Genomic DNA, 18,855 nt, shown 5'->3' on the forward strand with positions numbered 1-18,855 from the left:
TCGCGGGGGAAGACAGACCGCGAAGCGGTCAGATGAGGGGGACGACCGCCATCGGACGTACATCCGACGGCTCGACTTCAATCCGACGCCGATCCCCCCTCATCCGGCCCTTCGGGCCACCTTCCCCCGCGAGGGAGGAAGGCCGTGTTACACCTCCCCGAAACAGCCTCCCAATCAATCGATGTAGATAAATTCCTTGACGTTAAACAACGCGTGAGCCAGGTCGGTCCAGGCGGCCCGATCGTCGGCCGCGCCCTCGCGCCGGGCCTTCAAGTAGGCGAGGCATCGCGACGACTCGTCGGCCGTCGGCGGTCGGGCGAAAGCTTCCTGGTAGAGACGCTCGATGCGCTTCGCATCGGTCGATTCCTCGGCCGTCACGCGTGCGGCCCAGTCTCCGGCAAGCTGCATCACCAGCGGGTCGTTCAGCAGGGCGAGCGCCTGGGCGGGGACGTTGGAGGCGTGGCGACGGCCCATCGTGGAGAACGGGACCGGGGCGTCGAAGACCAGGAACAGCGGGTTCAGGAAGTTGCGCCGGACCTGAAGATACAGGCTGCGGCGGCCGTCGCCATCGAGGGGTCCGCTCGCCTTGGGCCGGCCTCGGCCCTCCATGAACGGCGAGAGATAGGGCGGCGTGCTCGGGCCTTCCTGGCGACGGTCCAGCCGCCCCGCGACGGCGAGCAGCGAGTCGCGCACGGCCTCCGCCTCCAGGCGACGGACGTTGGCCCGGTGAAGCAAGGCGTTGGTCGGGTCGTTGCGGTCGGCCTCGGGCGTGGCGCGCGCGGCCATGCGATAGGCCGACGACTCCACCATCAGCCGGTGCATCGCCTTGATCGACCATCCCCGACGCACGAATTCGGCCGCGAGCCAGTCGAGCAACTCCGGATGAGACGGCCCCTGCCCCATCGCGCCGAAGTCGTCCGTCGACCGCGCCAGGCCCTCGCCGAAATGGTGCTTCCAGATCCGATTGACGATCACCCGGGCGATCAGCGGATTGGACTGGACGTCGACCATCGCGCGGGCCAGTTCCAGCCGGCCGCTGCCGGTCGCATCGGGCGCAGGCCCGCCGCCGCCAAGGATCGCCGGCAAACGTCGCGGAGAGGCATCGCCAAGCGTCCTCGGGCTCCCCCGCAGCATGACGAATTCGTCCTCGCCATCGCCGTCGACCGCGGCCGGGGCCAGCGCGGGGGTCGGGATGCGGCCCTCGATCTCGCGATAGCCCGCGACCGCCCCCGACAGCCGCGCGGCCAGGGGTGAATCCACCCCGTTGAGGTCGCGGACGAGGGCCTCCACGTCAATCATGACGGAGGCCGGGATGGGAACATCGGGAGACGTAGTGTCGTCGGTCGCGCGGACGGCCAGGACGTCGATCCGCCCCCGACCGTCCACCAGGGTCGTCGTCACGCCGCCGAACTCGGCCGTGGCTCCGTCGGAGGCTTCCAAACAGGCCCGACGACCGACCCAGGACGTCACGTCGAACGAATACCAGCACGGGGCTTTCGGCGAGTTCACCGGGATGGTGAGGCCGTCGTAGATCGGCCCTCGGATTTTCTCGAACCCGTCGATCACGACGTTGACCCGGCCGCCCGTCCCCGAAGCCAGCACGTGCAGGCGACGGCCCGCGATGGTGAACGTTGGCGACCGCGCCACGCCGAGCAGCCGGTCCGAAATCAGCCCGCTCTCCAGCGATCCGGCCGGAACCGCGACCAGCCGGGGATGCTCATGCAACTCGATTCGAAACGGTGATGCGCAACGTTCGAAGGCGTCTCCCGTCGTCCGCCAGGCCGAGAGTTCCTCGACCGACTGGTCCGAAACCGTAACGGCCTTCCCCCCTCGCGGGAGAAGGTGGCCCGAAGGGCCGGATGAGGGGGCGATCGGCTTCGCGTTCAGGTCAGTCGTTTGGATGCGCGGCCCGCGCCTGTCGTCCCCCTCATCTGACCGCTGCGCGGTCTGTCTTCCCCCGCCAGGGGGGAAGACGGTTCCGAGCAGGCCCTCGACTTCCCTCCGGCGCGGCTCGGGGAGCTTCGGGGCGGCTTCAGCGAGGATATCGGCGAGGGCCGCCTTGCGGGCGCGAAGCTCCGCGACGAGCGGCGCGATGCGGACATCGGAGTCAATGAACGCCTGTTGATGCCGGGTGCTGCGGAGGAAGCCGGCGAGAGCGTAGTAATCCTTCTGGGTGATCGGGTCGAACTTGTGGTCGTGGCAGCGGGCGCAGCTTACCGTCAGGCCAAGGAACGTCTTGGAGAGGACGTCGATCTGGTTGTCGACCCGACGCACCTCCTCGTCGCGGAGGTCCAGCGGCGAGTGAACCCCCTCGCCCAGCCAGTAGAAGCCGGTCCCCTGGATCGACTCGTTCGAGCCGTCGACGGGGTTGCGACGCGGCTCGGGCAGCAGGTCGCCGGCCATCTGCTCGACGACGAATTGGTCGTACCGGAGGTCGGCGTTGAAGGCGCGGACGACGTAGTCGCGATAGCGCCAGGCGTGGAGGATGTCGTAGTCGAACTCGTGCCCGGACGATTCGGCGAAGCGGACGAGGTCCAGCCAGTGGCGGCCCCAGCGCTCGCCGTAGGCGGGGCTGGCCAGGAGGCGCTCGACGAGCCGCTCGTAGGCGTCGGCCCGATCGTCGGCGAGGAACGCGGCGACTTCCTCGGGCGTGGGGGGAAGTCCGGTGAGGTCGAACGTCAGGCGGCGGATCAGAGTGCGACGGTCGGCCTCGGGGGCGGGCTCCAACCCCTTCGCGGTCATCGCCGCGAGCAGGAAGCCGTCGATCGCCCCTCGCGGCCAGGCGCCGGCGACGACCGGGGGCTCGACCGCGTGGATCGGCTGGAACGACCAGAAGCCGGCGCGGCGGGCGAACTCGGGCGAGCCTTCGAGGCCGCTTTTCGCGGGGCCGGCCGCGGCGGACTTCTCGGGCTCAGGCCCCCACGCCGCGCCCCGGGCGACCCACTTCGCGAGGACGTCGATCTCCTCCTGAGCGAGCTTCGACTTGGGGGGCATGCGAACGTCCCCCTCGTAGCGGATCGCCTCGACGAGCATGCTGGCCTCGGCGTCGCCCGGCTTGATCGCCGGGCCGGACGAACCGCCCGCGAGAGCCCCCGCACGCGAGTCGAGCCGAAGTTCCCCCTTGGTCTTCTCCGGTCCGTGGCAGCCGATGCAGCGCTCGACGAGGATCGGTCGGACGCTCTTCTCGAAGAACTCCACGGCCGATGGGTCGGCGGGGTCCTCGGCCGCGACGGACATCGCCGCGGCCAGCCACATCGCCAGGCCCAGGGCCGTTTGGAGGGATTGTCTCAAGGTCATGCGGCCGCCCCGAGGAGGGTTCGTTCTGTCGTCGAAGCCTGGCGGTATTCAACAAAAATCGTACGTCCCTGCGAGCTGACCCGCAACGCCGATTCCGTGACCGCCGCCCGTCCTCAAGGTTCAGGCTTGGCCCCCGGCGAGGCCGCGCGGCGGCGGGCGAGGAACTCGACGAGGTCGCGCAGCTCGAATTTGGAGAGGTTGGCGATGATGTCCTCGGGCATGGCGGAATCTCCCCGGCGCTGGTCTTCGATGGTCGATTTGGGGATCGTCAGGGGGGCGCCGTCGGGGGTGACGAGCTTCACGGATTCGGCGTCCTCGGAGCGGAGGACGCCCACGTGGACGCGGCCGTCGTTGGTGGCAACGACGCGGGTCTCAAAGCCCGGAGCGATCTGCCGGCTGGGAGCGACGATCGCTTCGAGGAGATAGTTGCGGTCGTGCGCGGCGCCGATCGCCGAGAGGTCAGGGCCGACCTCACCCCCCTGGCCGTCGACCTTGTGGCAGCGGACGCAGGCGACGGCCAGCTTCTGGTTGAACACCTTCCGCCCGGCCGCCGCATTGCCGCCCATGAGCGCCTCGGCGAAGCGGGCGACGGGGTCGTCCTTCGGCCTGGCGGCCTCGTACACGGCGATCTTCCGGCGGATCTCTTCCTGGTTCCGGCCGCGAGCGGCCTCCAGCACATCGAGGCGGATCTCCGGGGGGACGCTGCCGGCGATCAGGCGGTCGAGCCACGTCGACAGGAGATCGTCGGCGACCGGCGACTTGAACGCCCCGAGCGTGCGAAGCGCCCCCTGACGCTCGGCGACGGGACCGGCTCCGATGCGAGCCTCCAGCCGCTTCACGGCCTGCTCCGGCCTCACGACGGCCAGAATCCGCAGGGCCTCGTTTCGCACCGGGACGGCGTCGTCGTCGGCCGCTCGCTCGGCGAGGTCAGCGTCGGTCGCTCCCATCGTTTCGAGCGCCCGCAACGCCTCGACGCGCGTCGCCGAGGCGCGGCGACGGTCGACGATCAGGGCCTTCAGTGCGGGCGAGGCGTCGGCAAGGGCAAGGCCGCCGGCAGCCCGCGCGGCCCCCTGGCGGACGAGCTCGGGCGATCCGTTCAATAGGGGATTCAGCACGGGTGCGAGCGCCGCGACGGCCTCGTCCGCGGGCCTCGGATCGATCGGCCGCCAAAGGCCGACGATCCGGTCCTTGGCCGACGGTGCGGGCCAGTCGCGGAGGGCGTCGAGAGCCTCCATGCGGATGCCCGCGGGAAGGTCCGATCGCGCGGCGATGGCCGCCAGGGCCTCGGCTCGCTCCTTGCCGCCAAGGCGGAGGTTCGCGTTCACGATCCGCCGCAGGAGGGGCTCGGAGGAGTCGGCGGCGGCAGGCGTGGAGGCGAGGGCCGGGAGGGCTTCGGGGATAAGGGCGTCGTTGATCGCCCGCGCGGCTTCGAGCACCAGCGCCGGGTCGGCGTCGGTCAGGAACCGCGCGACCTCAGGACGCTTCAGCCGACGGAGCGTCAGCAGCACGCCCGCGCGCACGGCCGGCGAATCGTCACCTGCGGCGGCGAGCAAGGCGGGGACATCGCCGATACCGGCCAGGCCCATGACGCCGGAGTGGCGGAGGTAGGCGTCCTTGTCGGCGTTGCGGCGGAGCATCTCCAGGATCGGCCCGACGGCCTCCGAGCGGCCGATCTTGCCCAGCGCCATCGCGGCGAAAAACCGGACGCGCGGGCTCTTGTCGCGGGTCGCGGCGATCAACCCGTCGAAGGCGGCGGCGACCCGGCCCTCGCCCAGGAGGTTGGCGACCTGGCCGCGGACCTCGGGATCGGCGTCGGTCAGCAGCGGCAGCAGTGGCATGAGAGCCTCGGCGTTGCGGCGGCCCAGTTGCCCCAGTCCCCAGATCGCGTGCAACCGGGCCAACGGAGAGGCGTTCGCCTTCGCGACGCTCGCCAGCCGCGCGGCGCCTTCAGGACCGTGGTCCGCCAGGGCGAGCTGCGCCTCCTGACGGATCCGCCGATCCGGGAACGCGAGCAGTCCGGCCAGCTCGTCGACTGATCGCTTCTCGAACCCCTGGGCCAGCAGTTCGCGGGCCCGAGCGACCTGGGGGTCGGATGGGCTCGACGGGTCGACGATGCGGTAGATCCGCCCCTTCGAGGGGGAGCTGAACTTCTCGACCCAGTCGGTGAAGTAGAGCGCGCCGTCGGCGCCGAACTCGACGTCGGTGGCCAGCACGCCCCAGACGAGCTTGCGGGCGTCGGCCAGCCGGAAAGTTGCGCCGTCGGGCTCGTTCGTGAGGACCTGGATGCCGCTCTGGTTGGCGGTGGCGCGAAAGTCGCAGAGGAAGAACTTGCCGCGGTACTCGGCGGGGAACCCGACGCCGGGGTCGCAGACGAGGCCCGAGGGTCCGTCCGCGATGTTGGCCAGCGGCGGGATCATCGAGAGGGCGTGTTTGGCTCCTTCGGAATCCCAGAGCCGCTCGGCGTTCCAGGGGCCTCGGCTGGTGGGCGTTTCGAGGTACTGGTAGCCCATTCGCCAGCCGCTGTCGCCCCCCTCGACGACGTGGACCCAGCGCGCCTTGTCGCCGCCGTCGGAGTTGTTGTCGCAGGTGAAGAGGTTGCCGTGGTCGTCGAAGGCCAGTTCCTGGGGATTGCGCAGGCCAGTGGCGTAGATCTCCAGTTTGGAACCGTCGGGCTCGCAGCGGAGGACCGCGCCGGTCTCGACTTCGACGACGCGGCGGCCGTCGGGCGTGGGGATGTTGAAGCCGCGGTCGCCGATGCTGAAATAGAGCCGACCGTCGGGCCCCAGACGCAGCCCGTGCAGGTCGTGGCCGAGGTAGCCGACGTGGACGCCGAAGCCCCGGTGCAGCGAGAGTCTCTCGTCGGCCTTGCCGTCGCCGTTGGTGTCGCGGAGTCGCCAGAGGTCGGGGATGCAGGCGAACCAGACGGAGTCGCCGCGGGCGAGGACCCCAGCGCCGATGCCGCCCAGAATCTCGTTGAAGCCGTCGGCGAAGATGGTGGAGCGATCCGCCTTGCCGTCGCCGTCGCCGTCCTCGACCATCCGAATCCGGTCGTGCTCCACGCCGTACGTTTCGGCCTCGGCGCCCATGTGCTTGCGGAGCATGGCGAGCCGATCCTCGATCGTCCGGCCGGAGAGGTCGTCGTCGAGCCAGGTCATGTGGCGGCGGATGTCCGTGACGCCGGCGTGGTAGCGGAACGTTTCGGCCACGAAGATCCGGTTGCGGCCGTCGATGCTCAGCGTGACCGGGTTGGCGACCAGGGGCTCGCCGGCGAACAGTTCCACCTTCAGCCCAGGGGCGACGCTGAACCCCTGGATCGCCCGCACGCCCGCATCCGAGGCCGTCGCGATCTTCCCCGCATATGGGTCTGGAGCCTGGGCCGACGCCGACGCGCCGATCGCCAGCGCGACGCCAAGGATTCCGACCGCCGCGATGGCCCGTGTCATGTCTGGTCTCCTTCGCGCCTGGGACTGACTCAGATTGCCGTGCTTCAATATGAGTCCGGACCACAGCAACGGCTTTCCCCTCTCCCCCCGGGAGAGGGGACTTGGATTAGGAAAGCAACCTCGATCTCTCCCTCACGCGTTCGCAGCAGCCAGCGAGGCCAGCACGCGGCGCGTGCCGGAGAAGGTGCGTCGGCCGTGCATCGCGACGTAGTTGTCAACGTAGGCGACGTCCCCCGTCTGCCAGGGGATGTCGAAGCTCAGCTCGTCGGCAATCTCAATGGCGTCCTGCACGGCGGCTCTGTCGAGCTTCGCGCCGTCGCCGAAGGTGATGGCGCTGGACGGGTCGTTGCGGCTGTCCTTCCAGCCTCGATAGGCGGCGATCAACTGGTTGAAGAACGACTTCCGGCCCGGGGAAAGCTCGCGGACGGCCTGCAAGACGGGCGTCGTGGCGCGGAGGCTGCCGTCTTCCATCCATTGCCAGGTATAGCCTAGCTTTCGCAGGCGTGCCTCGGCCTGTTCGCGGGTCTCGGACCGCAGTGTGCTCTTCCAGCTCCGGCCCATGCCGGAGAGAGGGTCGGGCTCCTCCGGCATGACGTTGGAGTATTTCAGCCCCTTCTCGACGCAGTCGCGGGCGAACTCGGGATGACGCTCGGCGAGACGTCCCCAGAGCACGTCCGACCGGCAGATCGGCGTCGCGCCCCCCTGCTCGGCCGCCTTCTCGCAGAAGAAGAAGAGCTTGGAGGGGTAATAGGGCGTCTGAGCCAGCTCGTGGTGCAGGAAGATGGAGACCTCCGGCGGGGCCTCGTTGGCCGTGAAGACGCGAGGGGTTTTGTTGACCCGCACGGCGTTGGACATCGAGTCCTCGTAGGTGAAGTTCTCCAGGTCGAACGCGGCGATGAACCGGTCGAAGTCCTGGGCCGTCGCCACAGGGAAGCCCCGGAAGAGGATCGCCCCATGGCGCGACGCCTCCGCGCTCAGCTCCTCGCGATGCTCGTGCAGCCAGGCGACGGCGTCGTCGAGGCTCGTCCCCTCCGTCTTGCATTCCAGCCCCAGCGGGAACGAGACGCCGTCGTGCTCCTGCTGGCCGGGGAGCGGGATCGGGGTGACCTGGATCGCCTCGCGCGTCATACCACGGACTCCTGTCGAATTGCGGAATCGAAAGTCACTCGGGCAAGGGCCGTCCCTTGGTCTCGGGCATGAACCACAGGACCGCCAGACCGACCAGGAACAGCAACCCCAGGCCGGCCACCGCCGCTTGCAGGCCGATGCCCGGCTGGTTCTTGATCTCGCCGGAGAACCAGAGGATCGGCGCGGCGAGGAGTCGGCCGCCGTTGAAGCAGACGCCGGTCCCCGTGGCGCGCAGGCGATCGGGAAAAAGCTCGGGGAAATACAACGCGAAGCCCGCGTGCGTGCTCAGAGTGAAAAACCCGAACAGGGGCAGGATCGCCAGCAATTGGGTGTAATTCCGGGGCGCGTAGCAGGTGATGGGCACGATCAGGACGCTGCAGATCAGCATGAGCGCGAACGCCGGCTTCCGGCCCAGCCGCGCGGCCAGCGGGCCGAAGCAGAGTAGGCCGAGCCCGCCGCCGGCCGTCTCCACGACCCCATAGGCGAACTTCGACTTCGCCGAGGCCTCCTCGCGCGACACGCCGTCGCGGATCAGCCGCTCGCGGGCGAGATCCTGGCCGGCCACGGTCACGCCCCAGAACGTCCCCAGGCCGATGGCCGCCATCGCCACGCCCCCCAGCGCAGGATATCGCCAGCGCGGATCGCCCCAGAGCTCCTTGAAGCTGCCGAGCTTCTGGCCCGACTCGCCGGCCCGCCGCCAGCTCTCGGGCTCGACAAGGCTCGAACGCACCCAGAGGACCAGCAGCGCGGGGGCGATCCCGACCAGATAGGCGTATCGCCACTGGCTCCCCACCAGCAGGCCGACGATCGCGGCCGTCCACGTCCCCAGAACGCTCGTGGCGTGGAAGATCCCCGAAGCGTGCGCCCGGGCCCGCGCTGGGAAGACCTCGGCCACCAGCGCCGCGGCCACCGCCCACTCGCCGCCGACGCCCAGGGCGACGAGGAACCGCAGCGCCGCCACGTGCCACAGCTCGGTCGCGAAATAGGTCAGGCCGGAGAAGATCGAGTAGAAGAGGACCGTCGCGGCCATCGTCGGCTTGCGGCCGAACTTGTCGGCCAGCGAGCCGAAGACGACGCCCCCCAGCGTGCCGCCGAGCAGGAAGACGGCCAGGAACGAGTCCCCCCAGCGGCGGATCGCGCCGGGGTCGCCGTTAGCTCCCAGCAGTTCGCCGAGCATCTGCTCGCGGGTGATGTTGAAGATCTGCCCCTCGAACGCGTCGAAGATCCAGCCCGCGGAGGCGATCGCCAGCACCAGCCACTGGTAGCGATTCACCCCCGCGTACCACGGGGCTTTCGTCGTCGTCGCGTCCTCGGTGGTCGCCATCGTCAGGACCTCCCAGCAACGGCGACGGGGGCTTTCTCGCGCAGGGAGCGCTCGGCCGCGAGGCAGAGGTAGGTCGACCAGCGGCCGTCCTCGCCGGTGCAAGGCAGGCGGGTCCCCTCGCGGACGGCCCGAGTGAACGCCTCCACCTCCTCGACCAGCTCATAGACCTCGCCGCTGGGTCTCATCAGCGAGACCTCCTCGATCCGGTCGCCGACGGACCGCTTCAGGCTAGCGGTCGGTTCGAAGGTGCGGTCCATCGCGCCGCTCCAGGAAGCCCAGAGCGCCCCTTCGGTCCCGGTCAGCTTGACCGTCTGGTGGTGCTCCCAGCCCGAGAGCGTTTGCGAGACCACAGCGTACCGCCCCTTCGGAAAGTTGACGATGGCCGAGAAGTTGTCGAGCAGCTCCGGATGATCGGGCCGCGAGCCGTTGGCCGAGGCGTAGACGGTGGTGGGGTCGCCGGCCGAGGAGAGGTACCATCGCGCCAGGTCGAAGAAGTGGATCGGCTCCTCCAGGATCCAGCTTCCCACGCGGGAGATGTCGTACCGCCAGCCGCTGGAGCCCTGGCGGTAGGGCTTCCGCCACAGTTCCACCAGAGCGTAGAGCGGCTCGCCGACCGCCCCGGCGTCGACGAGTTCCTTGACCTTCCCCCAGAGCGAGGACATGCGCAGCTCATGGCCGATCGCCAGCAGCTTGCCGCGGGCCGCGGCCAGGTCGATCAGCCGGTCGCAGTCCTCGACGCTCAGGGCCATCGGCTTCTCGAGCAGCAGGTGCCGACCCGATTCCAGCACGGCGGATCCAACCTCGTGGTGGAGGTCGGACGGCAGGACCACGCTGACGGCGTCCAGATCCTCGCGGGCCAGCATCTCGCGGTAATCGCCGTAGACCTTCGCCGAGGGCTGCTCGGAACGCGCACGCTCCTGGCTGGCCTCCGACCGCCCCGCCACCGCGACTAGACGAGCGTCCGAGACGGAATTGATCGCCCTCGCGTGGTGGGATCCCCACGCGCCATAGCCGATGAGGCCGAATCGCAGTTCAGACATAGCACGACCGTTCCGAGGGGTGATGGAGCCGCCCCCAGGTCGGGGCGATCCAGGATTTATTAAATATCAGAGAAGCCGGCCGACGCGAAACCCTGGCCTCAAGGCGGGCCTCGAATAATCAGGCGGGCTTACGGGTCGGAGGAAGCTGGCGGCGGGCCCGACTGTGGGACGTCGAAGGCGGGCTCGATCCAGAGCACCATGCCCTCAGTCGGCCCCTCTGGCGTGGTGGACTGGCCCTTGGCGTCGCGAGGGCCCATGAACCGACGGTGGAACAGGACGACGGGCTTGTCGGCGGCCGACTGACGGCTGGTGGAGAATCGACTGCCGCCCGATGAGCCCGTGCCGGCGTACCAGTCTTTCGGCTCGGCCGTCGACGTCGCGACCGTCCCATCGCATAAGACGTCGACCCGCCAGTCCTCGCCGTCCTTGACCTGGTTCAAAGCGACGACGTGGACGCCGGGCTCCAGCGGGGTGGAGACCTTGGGAGACGGAGTCGCGTTCCGCTCGATGCCTCGGGTCGCCAGGCAGAGGCGGTATCGGCGGCCGGCGGGGAGATAGAACTCCCAACGGTTGTCGTCGTACCAGAGTTCCTGCCGATGGACCACGGCGATCATCCCCAGGTCGTCCACCTCCAGCTCACGCGCCAGGGGTTTCAGGGCGTTGATCCGGGTCGTGAGGTCGGCGCTCCGTCGGCGCTCGAGCGAGTAGGACGTCCAGACGGCCACGGCCGCCGTAAGCAGGATGAGCGTCCGCAGGCCGACCTGCCAGCGTCGGCGAGGCGCATCGGGCGGCGTCATGGAACCGTCCCCGGCGCGCCGATCGACAGCTCCAGGAGGTTCCCGGAGGAGATCCATTGGGGAAGGTCGGGCGGCCGGATCGCGTCGGGAATGCTGATCCGCAAGAGGACCGTCGGCTTCGTCGCGTCCGGGGTGATCGTCACCGCCTCGGACCGGCCGATCTGCTCAATCTTCAGCTCGTGCGCGTGCTCGCGCAGCAGCCGAGCCAGCTCGGGGCTGTCGTACCCCGACGTCCCGCTTCCGCCGGCGAACTTCGTATAAACACGGACTTGATTCGGCGCTTCTTCGCGCAAGCGGACCCGGGCGATCAACTCCTGCGGGTCCGAGTGCGATGAGGTGCTGGTGGACGATCCTCCCGCCATCTGAGACCGCACCGCGAGAGTGGTCTTGGGAGGCAAGTGGACCCGCCAGGCGAAGTGGAGAGGCTCCCCTGTGTCGAGGGCCTTGAGATAGATCAGGGTCGGATCATCGACGGCCAGCTCCCCCGCGGCGTCGACCAGCCGGGCGTGATGCGCCGCCAGCCCCATCCGCTCGCCCCCTGCCCGGAAGGCGAGCACGCCGCCGATCAGGATGACGACGACGAGAGCCAGGTCGATCGCATTTCGCATCATCGCTCCTGCTCCTCCACCGGCCGCCGATCAAGGCTTACAGCGATTGCCCCTGGGAACACTTGCACGATAGTCGTCAACGACCTCCGGCGCGGCCGCCGAAATTCGAGAGAGCCTATGGGGCGGAGGAAGTCGGGCGCGGACCCGGCCACGGAAAGTCGGAGTCGGGCTCGATCCAGAGCGCGACGCCATCGGTCGGCCCCCGGGGCAGGAAGGGCGTCCCATGGACGTCGCGTCCCCTGAATCGCTCGCGGAACAGAACGACGGGCCTGTCGTCGTCGGAGGACGACTGCTCGCCCATCGGGACTTGACTGCCGCCCACCCCGCCAAGATTGCTGCGCCATTCCTTCGGCTCCGTCGTCGACGCGACGACCATTCCATCGCATGAGACGCCGAGACGCCAGCCCTCGCCGCCCGGGGGAACAACCATGGCGATGACGTGTCGGCCGGGCTCCAGCGGGGCGGAGGCCTGGGGCGGCGGCGGCGGCGCGCCTTCCTCAATGCCTCGGGTCGCGAGGCAGAGGCGGTATCGGCGGCCGGGAGGGAGGTAAACGTCCCAGCGGTCCGAGTTGTAGATAAATTGCGCCTGGACCACGGCGATCCTTCCCGGGTCGTCCACCACCAGTTCACGCGGCAGGGGAGACTGGGGGTAGAGTTTGTCCGTGAGATCGGCGATCCGATAGCTTTCCAGCGCGTACGTCAGCCCGACGGCGACGGCCGCCGTCAGCAGGATCAACGTCCGGACGCCCACCTGCCAGCGGCGTCGAGGGGCGTCGGGCGGCGTCATGGTGGGAAACTCCCCGGCGAGCCGACCGAGATCTCCAGGAGATTCGCCCAGTCGACCGACCTGGAGAGGTCGGGCGGGCGGAGCGCCTCGGGGAGGCCGACCCGCAGGAGGACCGTCGGCTTCTGCGCGTTCGGGTCGATCGCCGTCACGCCGGCCCGGCCGAGCTGCTCGACCTTGAGCTCGTGCGCGTGCTCGCGCAGCAGCCGGGACAGCCCGGGGATGTCGGCGTACCCCGAATATCCGAGGTGGCCGGCGATCCATATCGAAGCGCGGACCTGATCCGGCGCGTCTTCGTACAGCTGAACGCCGTCGAAGGCGACCTCGGCGAAGCCGACCCCGCCCGTTGGTCCGGACGGCCCTCCCAAGCTCGAGGTCGTCCCTCCCATCCGGGTTTGGATGTGGAGGTTGATCTTGCCGGGCATTTTATGTCGCCACGCGAAGTGGAACGGCTCGCCGGTGTCTATGGCCTCGAGATAAATCAAGCTCGGATCCTCACCCGGAAGTTTCGACAAGGCGCTGCTCCGGGCGCGAGCCTCCTCGCGCCGGGCGCGATACTCCTCCAGGGCCATCCGCTCGCGGCCCGCCTGGAAGGCGAAGACGCCGCCGATCAGGACGACCGCCGCGATGACCAGGTCGATCGGGATGACCGTCGCGAGGATCCGGTGGATTGCGTTCCGCCTCATCTCCCCTGCTCCGGCCGCCTTGTTCGGAGGGTCGACGGCTGCTCCCGAACAGCGAATCCAAGGGACATTGACGACGTCCCTTCTCCCCTGGTGGGAAAAGGGACGCTCGTTGGGGCTTTGCCAAAGCGTTATAGACGCTCATCCTTCGTGGGAATTCGAAGCCGGCCTCAGGCCAGGGCCTCCCTGCAGTAGTCGACGCACTTGCGGACCTCGGCCACGGCAGTCGAGCCGGCGGGGATCTTGTATTCGACCTCGATGTCGCCGGGGAAGGTCCACTTCTCCTGCTTCATGAGCTGGAGGACTTCCTTGATGGGCGTCCCGCCCTGGCCCCAGGGGAGGTTCTGGCCGTCGGCGGTCCGGTCCTTCAGGTGGAGGCTGACGATCCGGTCGTGGTACTTCTCCAGCAACGGGATCGGCGATTTGCCCTTGGTCCCGGCATAGTAGTGACCGATGTCCACGTTGAACCCGATGTACGGGCTGTGGTCCAGGATCGGGTCGTGGTCTTCCAGCTTGGGGTAGTTCTCGGTGTGGTTGTGGAAGCCGACCCAGATCTTGTACTTGTCGGCGAACGGGGCGAGCTTCTTGGCCATCGCCTCGCTGCGTTCCAGGGTGATCCCCTTGCAGCCCAGCGCCTGGGCGACCTGGAAGTTCAGGTCGATCGCCTCGTCAGTCGAGCCGAAGGGGATCTTGTGCAGGTGCATGTTGACGCCGGCGTCGTTGTACATCTTGCGCATCTCGGCGCACTTGGCGAGGATCGCGTCGCGCTGGACGTCCATCAGCTCCGTCGGCTTCTGACCGGGACGGCCGCCGCCGGGGAGGCCGGTGAAGGTCCGGATCGGGCCGTCCATCATCTCGCACTCGCTGAGGCCGTCCGTGATGAGGGCCTTCAGGGTGTCCTCGGCCGAGGCGATCTCGCCGCGGTAGCTGTAGGTGATGCAGCCGATCCGGACGCCGTTGAAGACGGAGTTCGGCTTCTCCTGCGCGGCCGCCAGAACCGTCCGGGGGAGGACCGAAGACGCGGCGAGGGCCGCCGCCCCCCCCAGGAACGACCGGCGGGTCGTCGTTGCATCAAGAATCTGTCGCATGTCCATGGCTGCTGCTCCTTCGTCGCGAGGCCCGCCGGCCGACCACGAATCCGCCGCCGCCCTCGAAGTTCTCAGGCTACCACGAGGGCCGCCCCGCCAGAACGAGCCTCCGCCGCGAAGGGGCTTGCGGCGGGCGTCGCCGGCGGTGGAACATAAAAGGGCGAGACCAGCCCAAGCTGTGCCTCCGTCCCCTCTCCCGTCGGCAGAGGGCGGTCGCGCAGCGACGGGTGAGGGTTGTCGGAGTGCAGAGGGCGAAACGAACTCGCGCCGGCCGAGACCGCCGTGGCGGCCGCGAATCGCGACGCCCCTCATCCGGCCTTCGGCCACCTTCTCCCGGGGGGAGAAGGGACGAGTAGCGTCGACCCCGTCCCGCAAGCAGGACCCCGCCCCATGCGACCCGGCCTGTTCCTCCCGCTCGCCCTGCTCGGCCTGGCCCCGCTCGCTCCGGCGGCCGACGGCGTCCCCACGTACCACGGCGAGATCAGCCGCATTATCCAAACGCGCTGCCAGGACTGCCACCGGCCGGGGCAGGTCGCGCCGTTCTCGCTGCTGACGTATGAGCAGGCCCGCAAGCGAGCCGGCGACATCGCCGGCGTGGCTTCGGATCGGTCGATGCCCCCCTGGCACGCCTCAACCCGGGAGGGCGGCCCGTTCCGCGACGTCCGCGTGATGCCGCAGGACGAGATCGACGCCCTCGCCGCCTGGGCCTCCGCCGGCGCCCCCGAGGGCGACCCGACCGACGCGCCGCCGCATCGCGAGTTCCCCTCCGACTGGCCGCTCGGCGAGCCCGACCTGGTGCTGAAGCCCTCGGCGGCCTACACGCTGGCGGCCGACGGCCCCGACGAGTTCCGCGTCTTCGTCTTGCCCAGCGGGCTGACGGAGGGGAAGTGGATCCAGGGGATCGACTACCGGCCGGGCAACCTCCGGGTCGTCCACCACGTCCTGGCCGCCTTCGACACTCGCGGCCGCGCCCGCAAGCTGGACGAGGCCGACCCCACGCCGGGGTACTCGGTCTCGGGCGGCGGCTACCGGATCTTCCCCGAGGGCGAACTTGACGGCTGGGCCCCCGGCAAGTCCCCCCACCGCCTGGCCGACGGCGTCGCCCGGTATCTCCCCGCCGGCTCCGACGTCCTGCTGCAGGTCCACTACCACAAGAGCGGCAAGCCCGAGGAAGACGCCACGGCGATCGGTCTGTACTTCGCGAAGGCACCCGTCGAGAAGCAGCTCCGCGCCGGGGGCGTGCTGCCGCCGTTCCGGCCCCTCACCTTCAAGCCCGACCTGACGATCCCGGCCGGCGCCGACCGGCACGAGGTCCGCGGCTCGATGACCCTGCGGAGCGACATCCACGTCGTCGCGGTGATCCCCCACATGCACTGGCTGGGCCGAGACTTCCTCCTGACCGCCGCCCTTCCCGACGGCTCGAAAACAACGCTGATCCGCATCGACCACTGGGACTTCAACTGGCAGAGCACCTACGACCTGGCCGCCCCCCTGCCCCTCCCCAAAGGCACCCGGCTGGAGATGCTGGCCCACTTCGACAACTCTGAATCCAACCCCTCCAATCCCACCAGTCCCCCCAAAGAGGTCCGCTGGGGCGAGCAGACCACCGACGAGATGTGCATCGGCTTCATCCACTACACCCGCGACGACGAACACCTCACCGGCGGCCCCCCCGCCAGGAAGTACGACCCCCTCGCCGACTGGTGGCCCTGATCGGGCAAGGCCAGACGTTGAGGTTCGTCGGTTCCCTCTCAGGTCCGCCCGGGTCGAGGACTGACGGCGACGTTCGCGAATGTTCCGGCGGCCCGTCAGGGCGTCGTCCAAAACGCCTTGCCCGGATTGCACTTAAAGAAAGCCTGGCGGGGGGCGTCCGCGTTGCGGGAGATGGGCGTTTCGGGTACAATCGTGGGATTGGAACGGCCCTTGCAGACGGCGTGCGCGCGTGGGTGCGTCGCGAGGGCGTTGACGAGGGAACGGAGCCGCCGTGAGTACCGCCGATCAGCCGACCAACGGGGCGCTGGCGCCCTTGCCGCTGGACATCGAAGAGGAGCTGAAGGAGAGCTACCTCACGTATGCGATGTCGGTCATCATCAGCCGGGCGCTGCCGGACGTCCGCGACGGGCTGAAGCCCTCGCAGCGCCGGATCCTCGTCGCCATGCGCGACCTGGGGCTGGGGCCGAACTCGGCCACCAGCAAGTGCGCCGGCATCGTCGGCGAGACGATGAAGCGGTACCACCCCCACGGCGACAACTCCATCTATCCCACCCTGGCCCGCATGGCCCAGTGGTGGAACATGCGGCACCTCCTCATCACCGGCCAGGGGAACTTCGGCAGCATCCATGGCCTGCCCCCGGCCGCCATGCGGTACACCGAGGCCAAGCTGAGCCCGGTCGCCGCCGAGATGCTGGAGGACATCAACTACGACACGGTCGACTTCCAGCCCAACTACGACGAGAAGTACCAGGAGCCGCGCGTTCTCCCCGGCAAGTTCCCCAACCTGCTGGTGAACGGCTCGGGCGGCATCGCCGTGGGCATGGCGACGTCGATCCCCCCGCACAACCTCGGCGAGGTCTGCGACGCCCTGATCGCCTACATCGACAACCCGGGGATCGACCTCGACGAGATCATGGAGTATCTCCCGGCCCCCGACTTCCCCACCGGCGGCGTCATCTGCGGCCGGATGGGCGTGAAGGAGGCCTATCGCAGCGGCCGAGGCCGGCTGATCCTCCGCGCCACGTCGACGATCGAGGAGCTGAAGGACGGGCGCTCCCAGATCATTTTCAGCGACATGCCCTACCAGCTCACCAAGGAGCCGCTCCTCAAGAAGCTGGCCGAGCTGGTCAACAGCGGCCGGATCACCGGCGTCTCCAACATCGACGACTTCAGCGACCGCAAGGACCCGGTCCGGATCGCGGTGACGGTCAAGAAGGGCGAGGACGCCAACGTCATCCGCAACCAGTTGTACGAGTACTCGCCGCTGCAGGACACGTTCAGCGTGATCATGCTGGCGCTCGTCGACGGCCGACCGCGGACGTTGCCCATCAAGGAGTTCCTCCGGCTCCACGTCGAGCATCGGATCAACGTCATCCGCCGCCGGACGCGATACCTCCTCCGCCAGGCCCGCCAGCGCGCCCACATCGTCGAGGGCCTGCTGATCGCGCTGCATTACATCGACGAGATCATCCGCGTCATCCGGACCTCCGCCAACCCGGCCGAGGCCCGCATCCGCTTGATGGGGATGGAGGTCTCCGCCCAGATCCTCCAGCGCGCCCTCAACGACCCTGAGGCCAAGGAGTCGACCAGCCTGACCCGCATGCAGGCCGACGCCATCCTGGCCATGCAGCTCCAGCGCCTCACCGGCCTGGAGGCTGACAAGCTGGCCCAGGAATACGTGGGCCTGAAGGCCGACATCGACCGCTACGAGGCCATCCTGGCCGACGAGCAGTTGATCCTCGAGATGATCCGCAACGACCTGCGGGAGCTGAAGCAGAAGTACGCCAACGCCCGCCGCACCGTGATCTCCGACGAGGAACTCGGCGACTACGACAAGGAGTCGCTGATCCGCGAGGAATACATGGTGGTGACCGTCACCCACGACGGCTACATCAAGCGCCAGCCTCCCAGCACCTATCGCGCCCAGGGTCGCGGAGGCCGCGGCATCACCGCCGCCAACACCCGCGACGGCGACTTCCTCGAACACATGTTCGTCGCCCTGACGCACGACTACCTCTTGTTCTTCACCGACAAGGGGAAGGTCTACTGGCTGAAGGTGTACGACCTCCCCATGGCCACGAGGACCTCGGGCGGGCGGGCCGTCGTCAACCTGCTGCAACTCTCCGAAGGCGAGAAGATCACCGGCATCGTCCCCGTCCGCGAGTTCCGCGACGACGAGAGCCTGATGATGGTCACCCGCCGCGGGACCGTGAAGAAGACCGACCTCACCGCCTTCAAGCGGCCCCTCGGCCGAGGGATCATCGCCCTGGGCCTGGACGAAGGGGACCAGCTCATCGGCGTCGCCCGCACTAGGGCCGGCGACCAGGTGGTCCTCAACACCCGCGAGGGGATGGCCATCCGGTTCGACGAGTCCGACGTCCGCTCCATGGGCCGCCCCGCGCACGGCGTGCGCGGGATCAGCCTGGAAGAGGGGGACGAGGTCGTCGGCATGGTTGTGGCCAACGGCGGCGAGGACCCGGCGAGCCTGCTCACCGTCTGCGAGAACGGTTATGGGAAGCGGACGCTGCTGGCCGAGTACCGGTCGCAGAACCGCGGCGGCAAGGGGCTGATCGACATCAAGACCAGCGACCGCAACGGCCGCGTGGTGGCCGTCGCCAAGGTGACCGACGCCGACGAGGTGATGATCACCACCACCGGCGGCATCCTGATCCGCACCCGGGTCGGAGACACCCGCCCGATCGGCCGCAACACCCAGGGCGTGCGGCTCATCCGCCTGGACGACGGCGACGCCGTCAGCAGCCTCGCCAAGCTCCCCGAAGAGGAGCTGACCGCCGAGGCCGAAGCCGAGCTAGAAGCCGCCCCCGTCGCCCTCGACGGCCCCGTCGCCGAAGGCCACATCATCGACGACGGCGTCGCCGAAGCCGAGGCCAGCGACCACATGGAAGACGAGGCCGACGGCGAATCGGAAGAGTGACCGCCGAGAAGCCCC

13 protein-coding genes are annotated in these 18,855 nt (G+C 69.0%); 3 read left to right on the forward strand and 10 right to left on the reverse strand.

Translation table 11 applies throughout. From position 1 onward, the window contains the following. The coding region (locus G5C50_RS32460) for a hypothetical protein (protein WP_206107919.1) at positions 1-187 on the forward strand (187 nt) is incomplete at its 5' end. Here G5C50_RS32460 and G5C50_RS30100 read toward each other — a convergent pair. The 10 genes from G5C50_RS30100 to G5C50_RS30145 all read right to left on the reverse strand — a co-directional run bounded on the left by G5C50_RS30100 (position 175) and on the right by G5C50_RS30145 (position 14,198). Continuing rightward, positions 175-3,297, reverse strand: coding sequence for a PSD1 and planctomycete cytochrome C domain-containing protein (locus G5C50_RS30100; RefSeq protein WP_165075264.1), 3,123 nt, complete (start codon positions 3,295-3,297; stop codon positions 175-177). The genes G5C50_RS32460 and G5C50_RS30100 overlap by 13 nt on opposite strands. Positions 3,298-3,410: 113 nt before the next feature. Further along, the gene (locus G5C50_RS30105; RefSeq protein ID WP_165075267.1) at positions 3,411-6,740 is read right to left on the reverse strand and encodes a PVC-type heme-binding CxxCH protein; all 3,330 of its coding nucleotides are present in this window, start codon (positions 6,738-6,740) and stop codon (positions 3,411-3,413) included. Between the two features lie 132 nt (positions 6,741-6,872). Then, positions 6,873-7,868 carry a TauD/TfdA family dioxygenase gene (locus G5C50_RS30110; RefSeq protein WP_165075270.1) on the reverse strand — a complete coding sequence of 332 codons (996 nt, stop codon included), beginning with the start codon at positions 7,866-7,868 and terminating at the stop codon, positions 6,873-6,875. 34 nt (positions 7,869-7,902) lie between these two features. Next, the gene (locus tag G5C50_RS30115) at positions 7,903-9,192 is read right to left on the reverse strand and encodes an MFS transporter (protein ID WP_165075273.1); all 1,290 of its coding nucleotides are present in this window, start codon (positions 9,190-9,192) and stop codon (positions 7,903-7,905) included. Positions 9,193-9,194: 2 nt separating this feature from the next. Continuing rightward, positions 9,195-10,232: a Gfo/Idh/MocA family protein gene (locus G5C50_RS30120; protein ID WP_165075275.1), complete on the reverse strand. Its 1,038-nt coding sequence runs from the start codon at positions 10,230-10,232 to the stop codon at positions 9,195-9,197. Positions 10,233-10,360: 128 nt separating this feature from the next. After that, complete coding sequence (locus G5C50_RS30125) at positions 10,361-11,029, reverse strand: hypothetical protein (RefSeq protein ID WP_165075278.1); 669 nt, start codon at positions 11,027-11,029, stop codon at positions 10,361-10,363. After that, positions 11,026-11,640: a hypothetical protein gene (locus tag G5C50_RS30130; protein ID WP_165075281.1), complete on the reverse strand. Its 615-nt coding sequence runs from the start codon at positions 11,638-11,640 to the stop codon at positions 11,026-11,028. Before G5C50_RS30130 ends, G5C50_RS30125 begins: the two co-directional genes overlap by 4 nt. Before the next feature lie 112 nt (positions 11,641-11,752). Then, entirely contained in the window at positions 11,753-12,424 is a 672-nt protein-coding gene (locus tag G5C50_RS30135; RefSeq protein ID WP_165075284.1) for a hypothetical protein, read from the reverse strand. Next, entirely contained in the window at positions 12,421-13,107 is a 687-nt protein-coding gene (locus G5C50_RS30140) for a hypothetical protein (RefSeq protein ID WP_165075286.1), read from the reverse strand. Before G5C50_RS30140 ends, G5C50_RS30135 begins: the two co-directional genes overlap by 4 nt. A gap of 167 nt (positions 13,108-13,274) precedes the next feature. Continuing rightward, on the reverse strand, positions 13,275-14,198 hold the full coding sequence (locus G5C50_RS30145) for a sugar phosphate isomerase/epimerase family protein (protein WP_165075289.1): 924 nt from the start codon (positions 14,196-14,198) through the stop codon (positions 13,275-13,277). A 384-nt stretch (positions 14,199-14,582) separates the two neighbouring features. Here G5C50_RS30145 and G5C50_RS30150 point away from each other — a divergent pair, with 384 nt between their 5' ends. Both G5C50_RS30150 and gyrA read left to right on the forward strand, forming a co-directional pair. Then, a complete protein-coding gene (locus tag G5C50_RS30150; protein WP_165075292.1) occupies positions 14,583-15,905 on the forward strand; it encodes a monooxygenase in 1,323 nt (440 codons plus the stop codon). Positions 15,906-16,176: 271 nt separating this feature from the next. Then, positions 16,177-18,840 (forward strand): DNA gyrase subunit A, encoded by a 2,664-nt coding sequence (gene gyrA / locus G5C50_RS30155; RefSeq protein ID WP_240907422.1) that lies wholly within the window; start codon positions 16,177-16,179, stop codon positions 18,838-18,840. Positions 18,841-18,855: the final 15 nt, after the last annotated feature.

Source organism: Paludisphaera rhizosphaerae, assembly GCF_011065895.1.
Lineage (GTDB): Bacteria > Planctomycetota > Planctomycetia > Isosphaerales > Isosphaeraceae > Paludisphaera > Paludisphaera rhizosphaerae.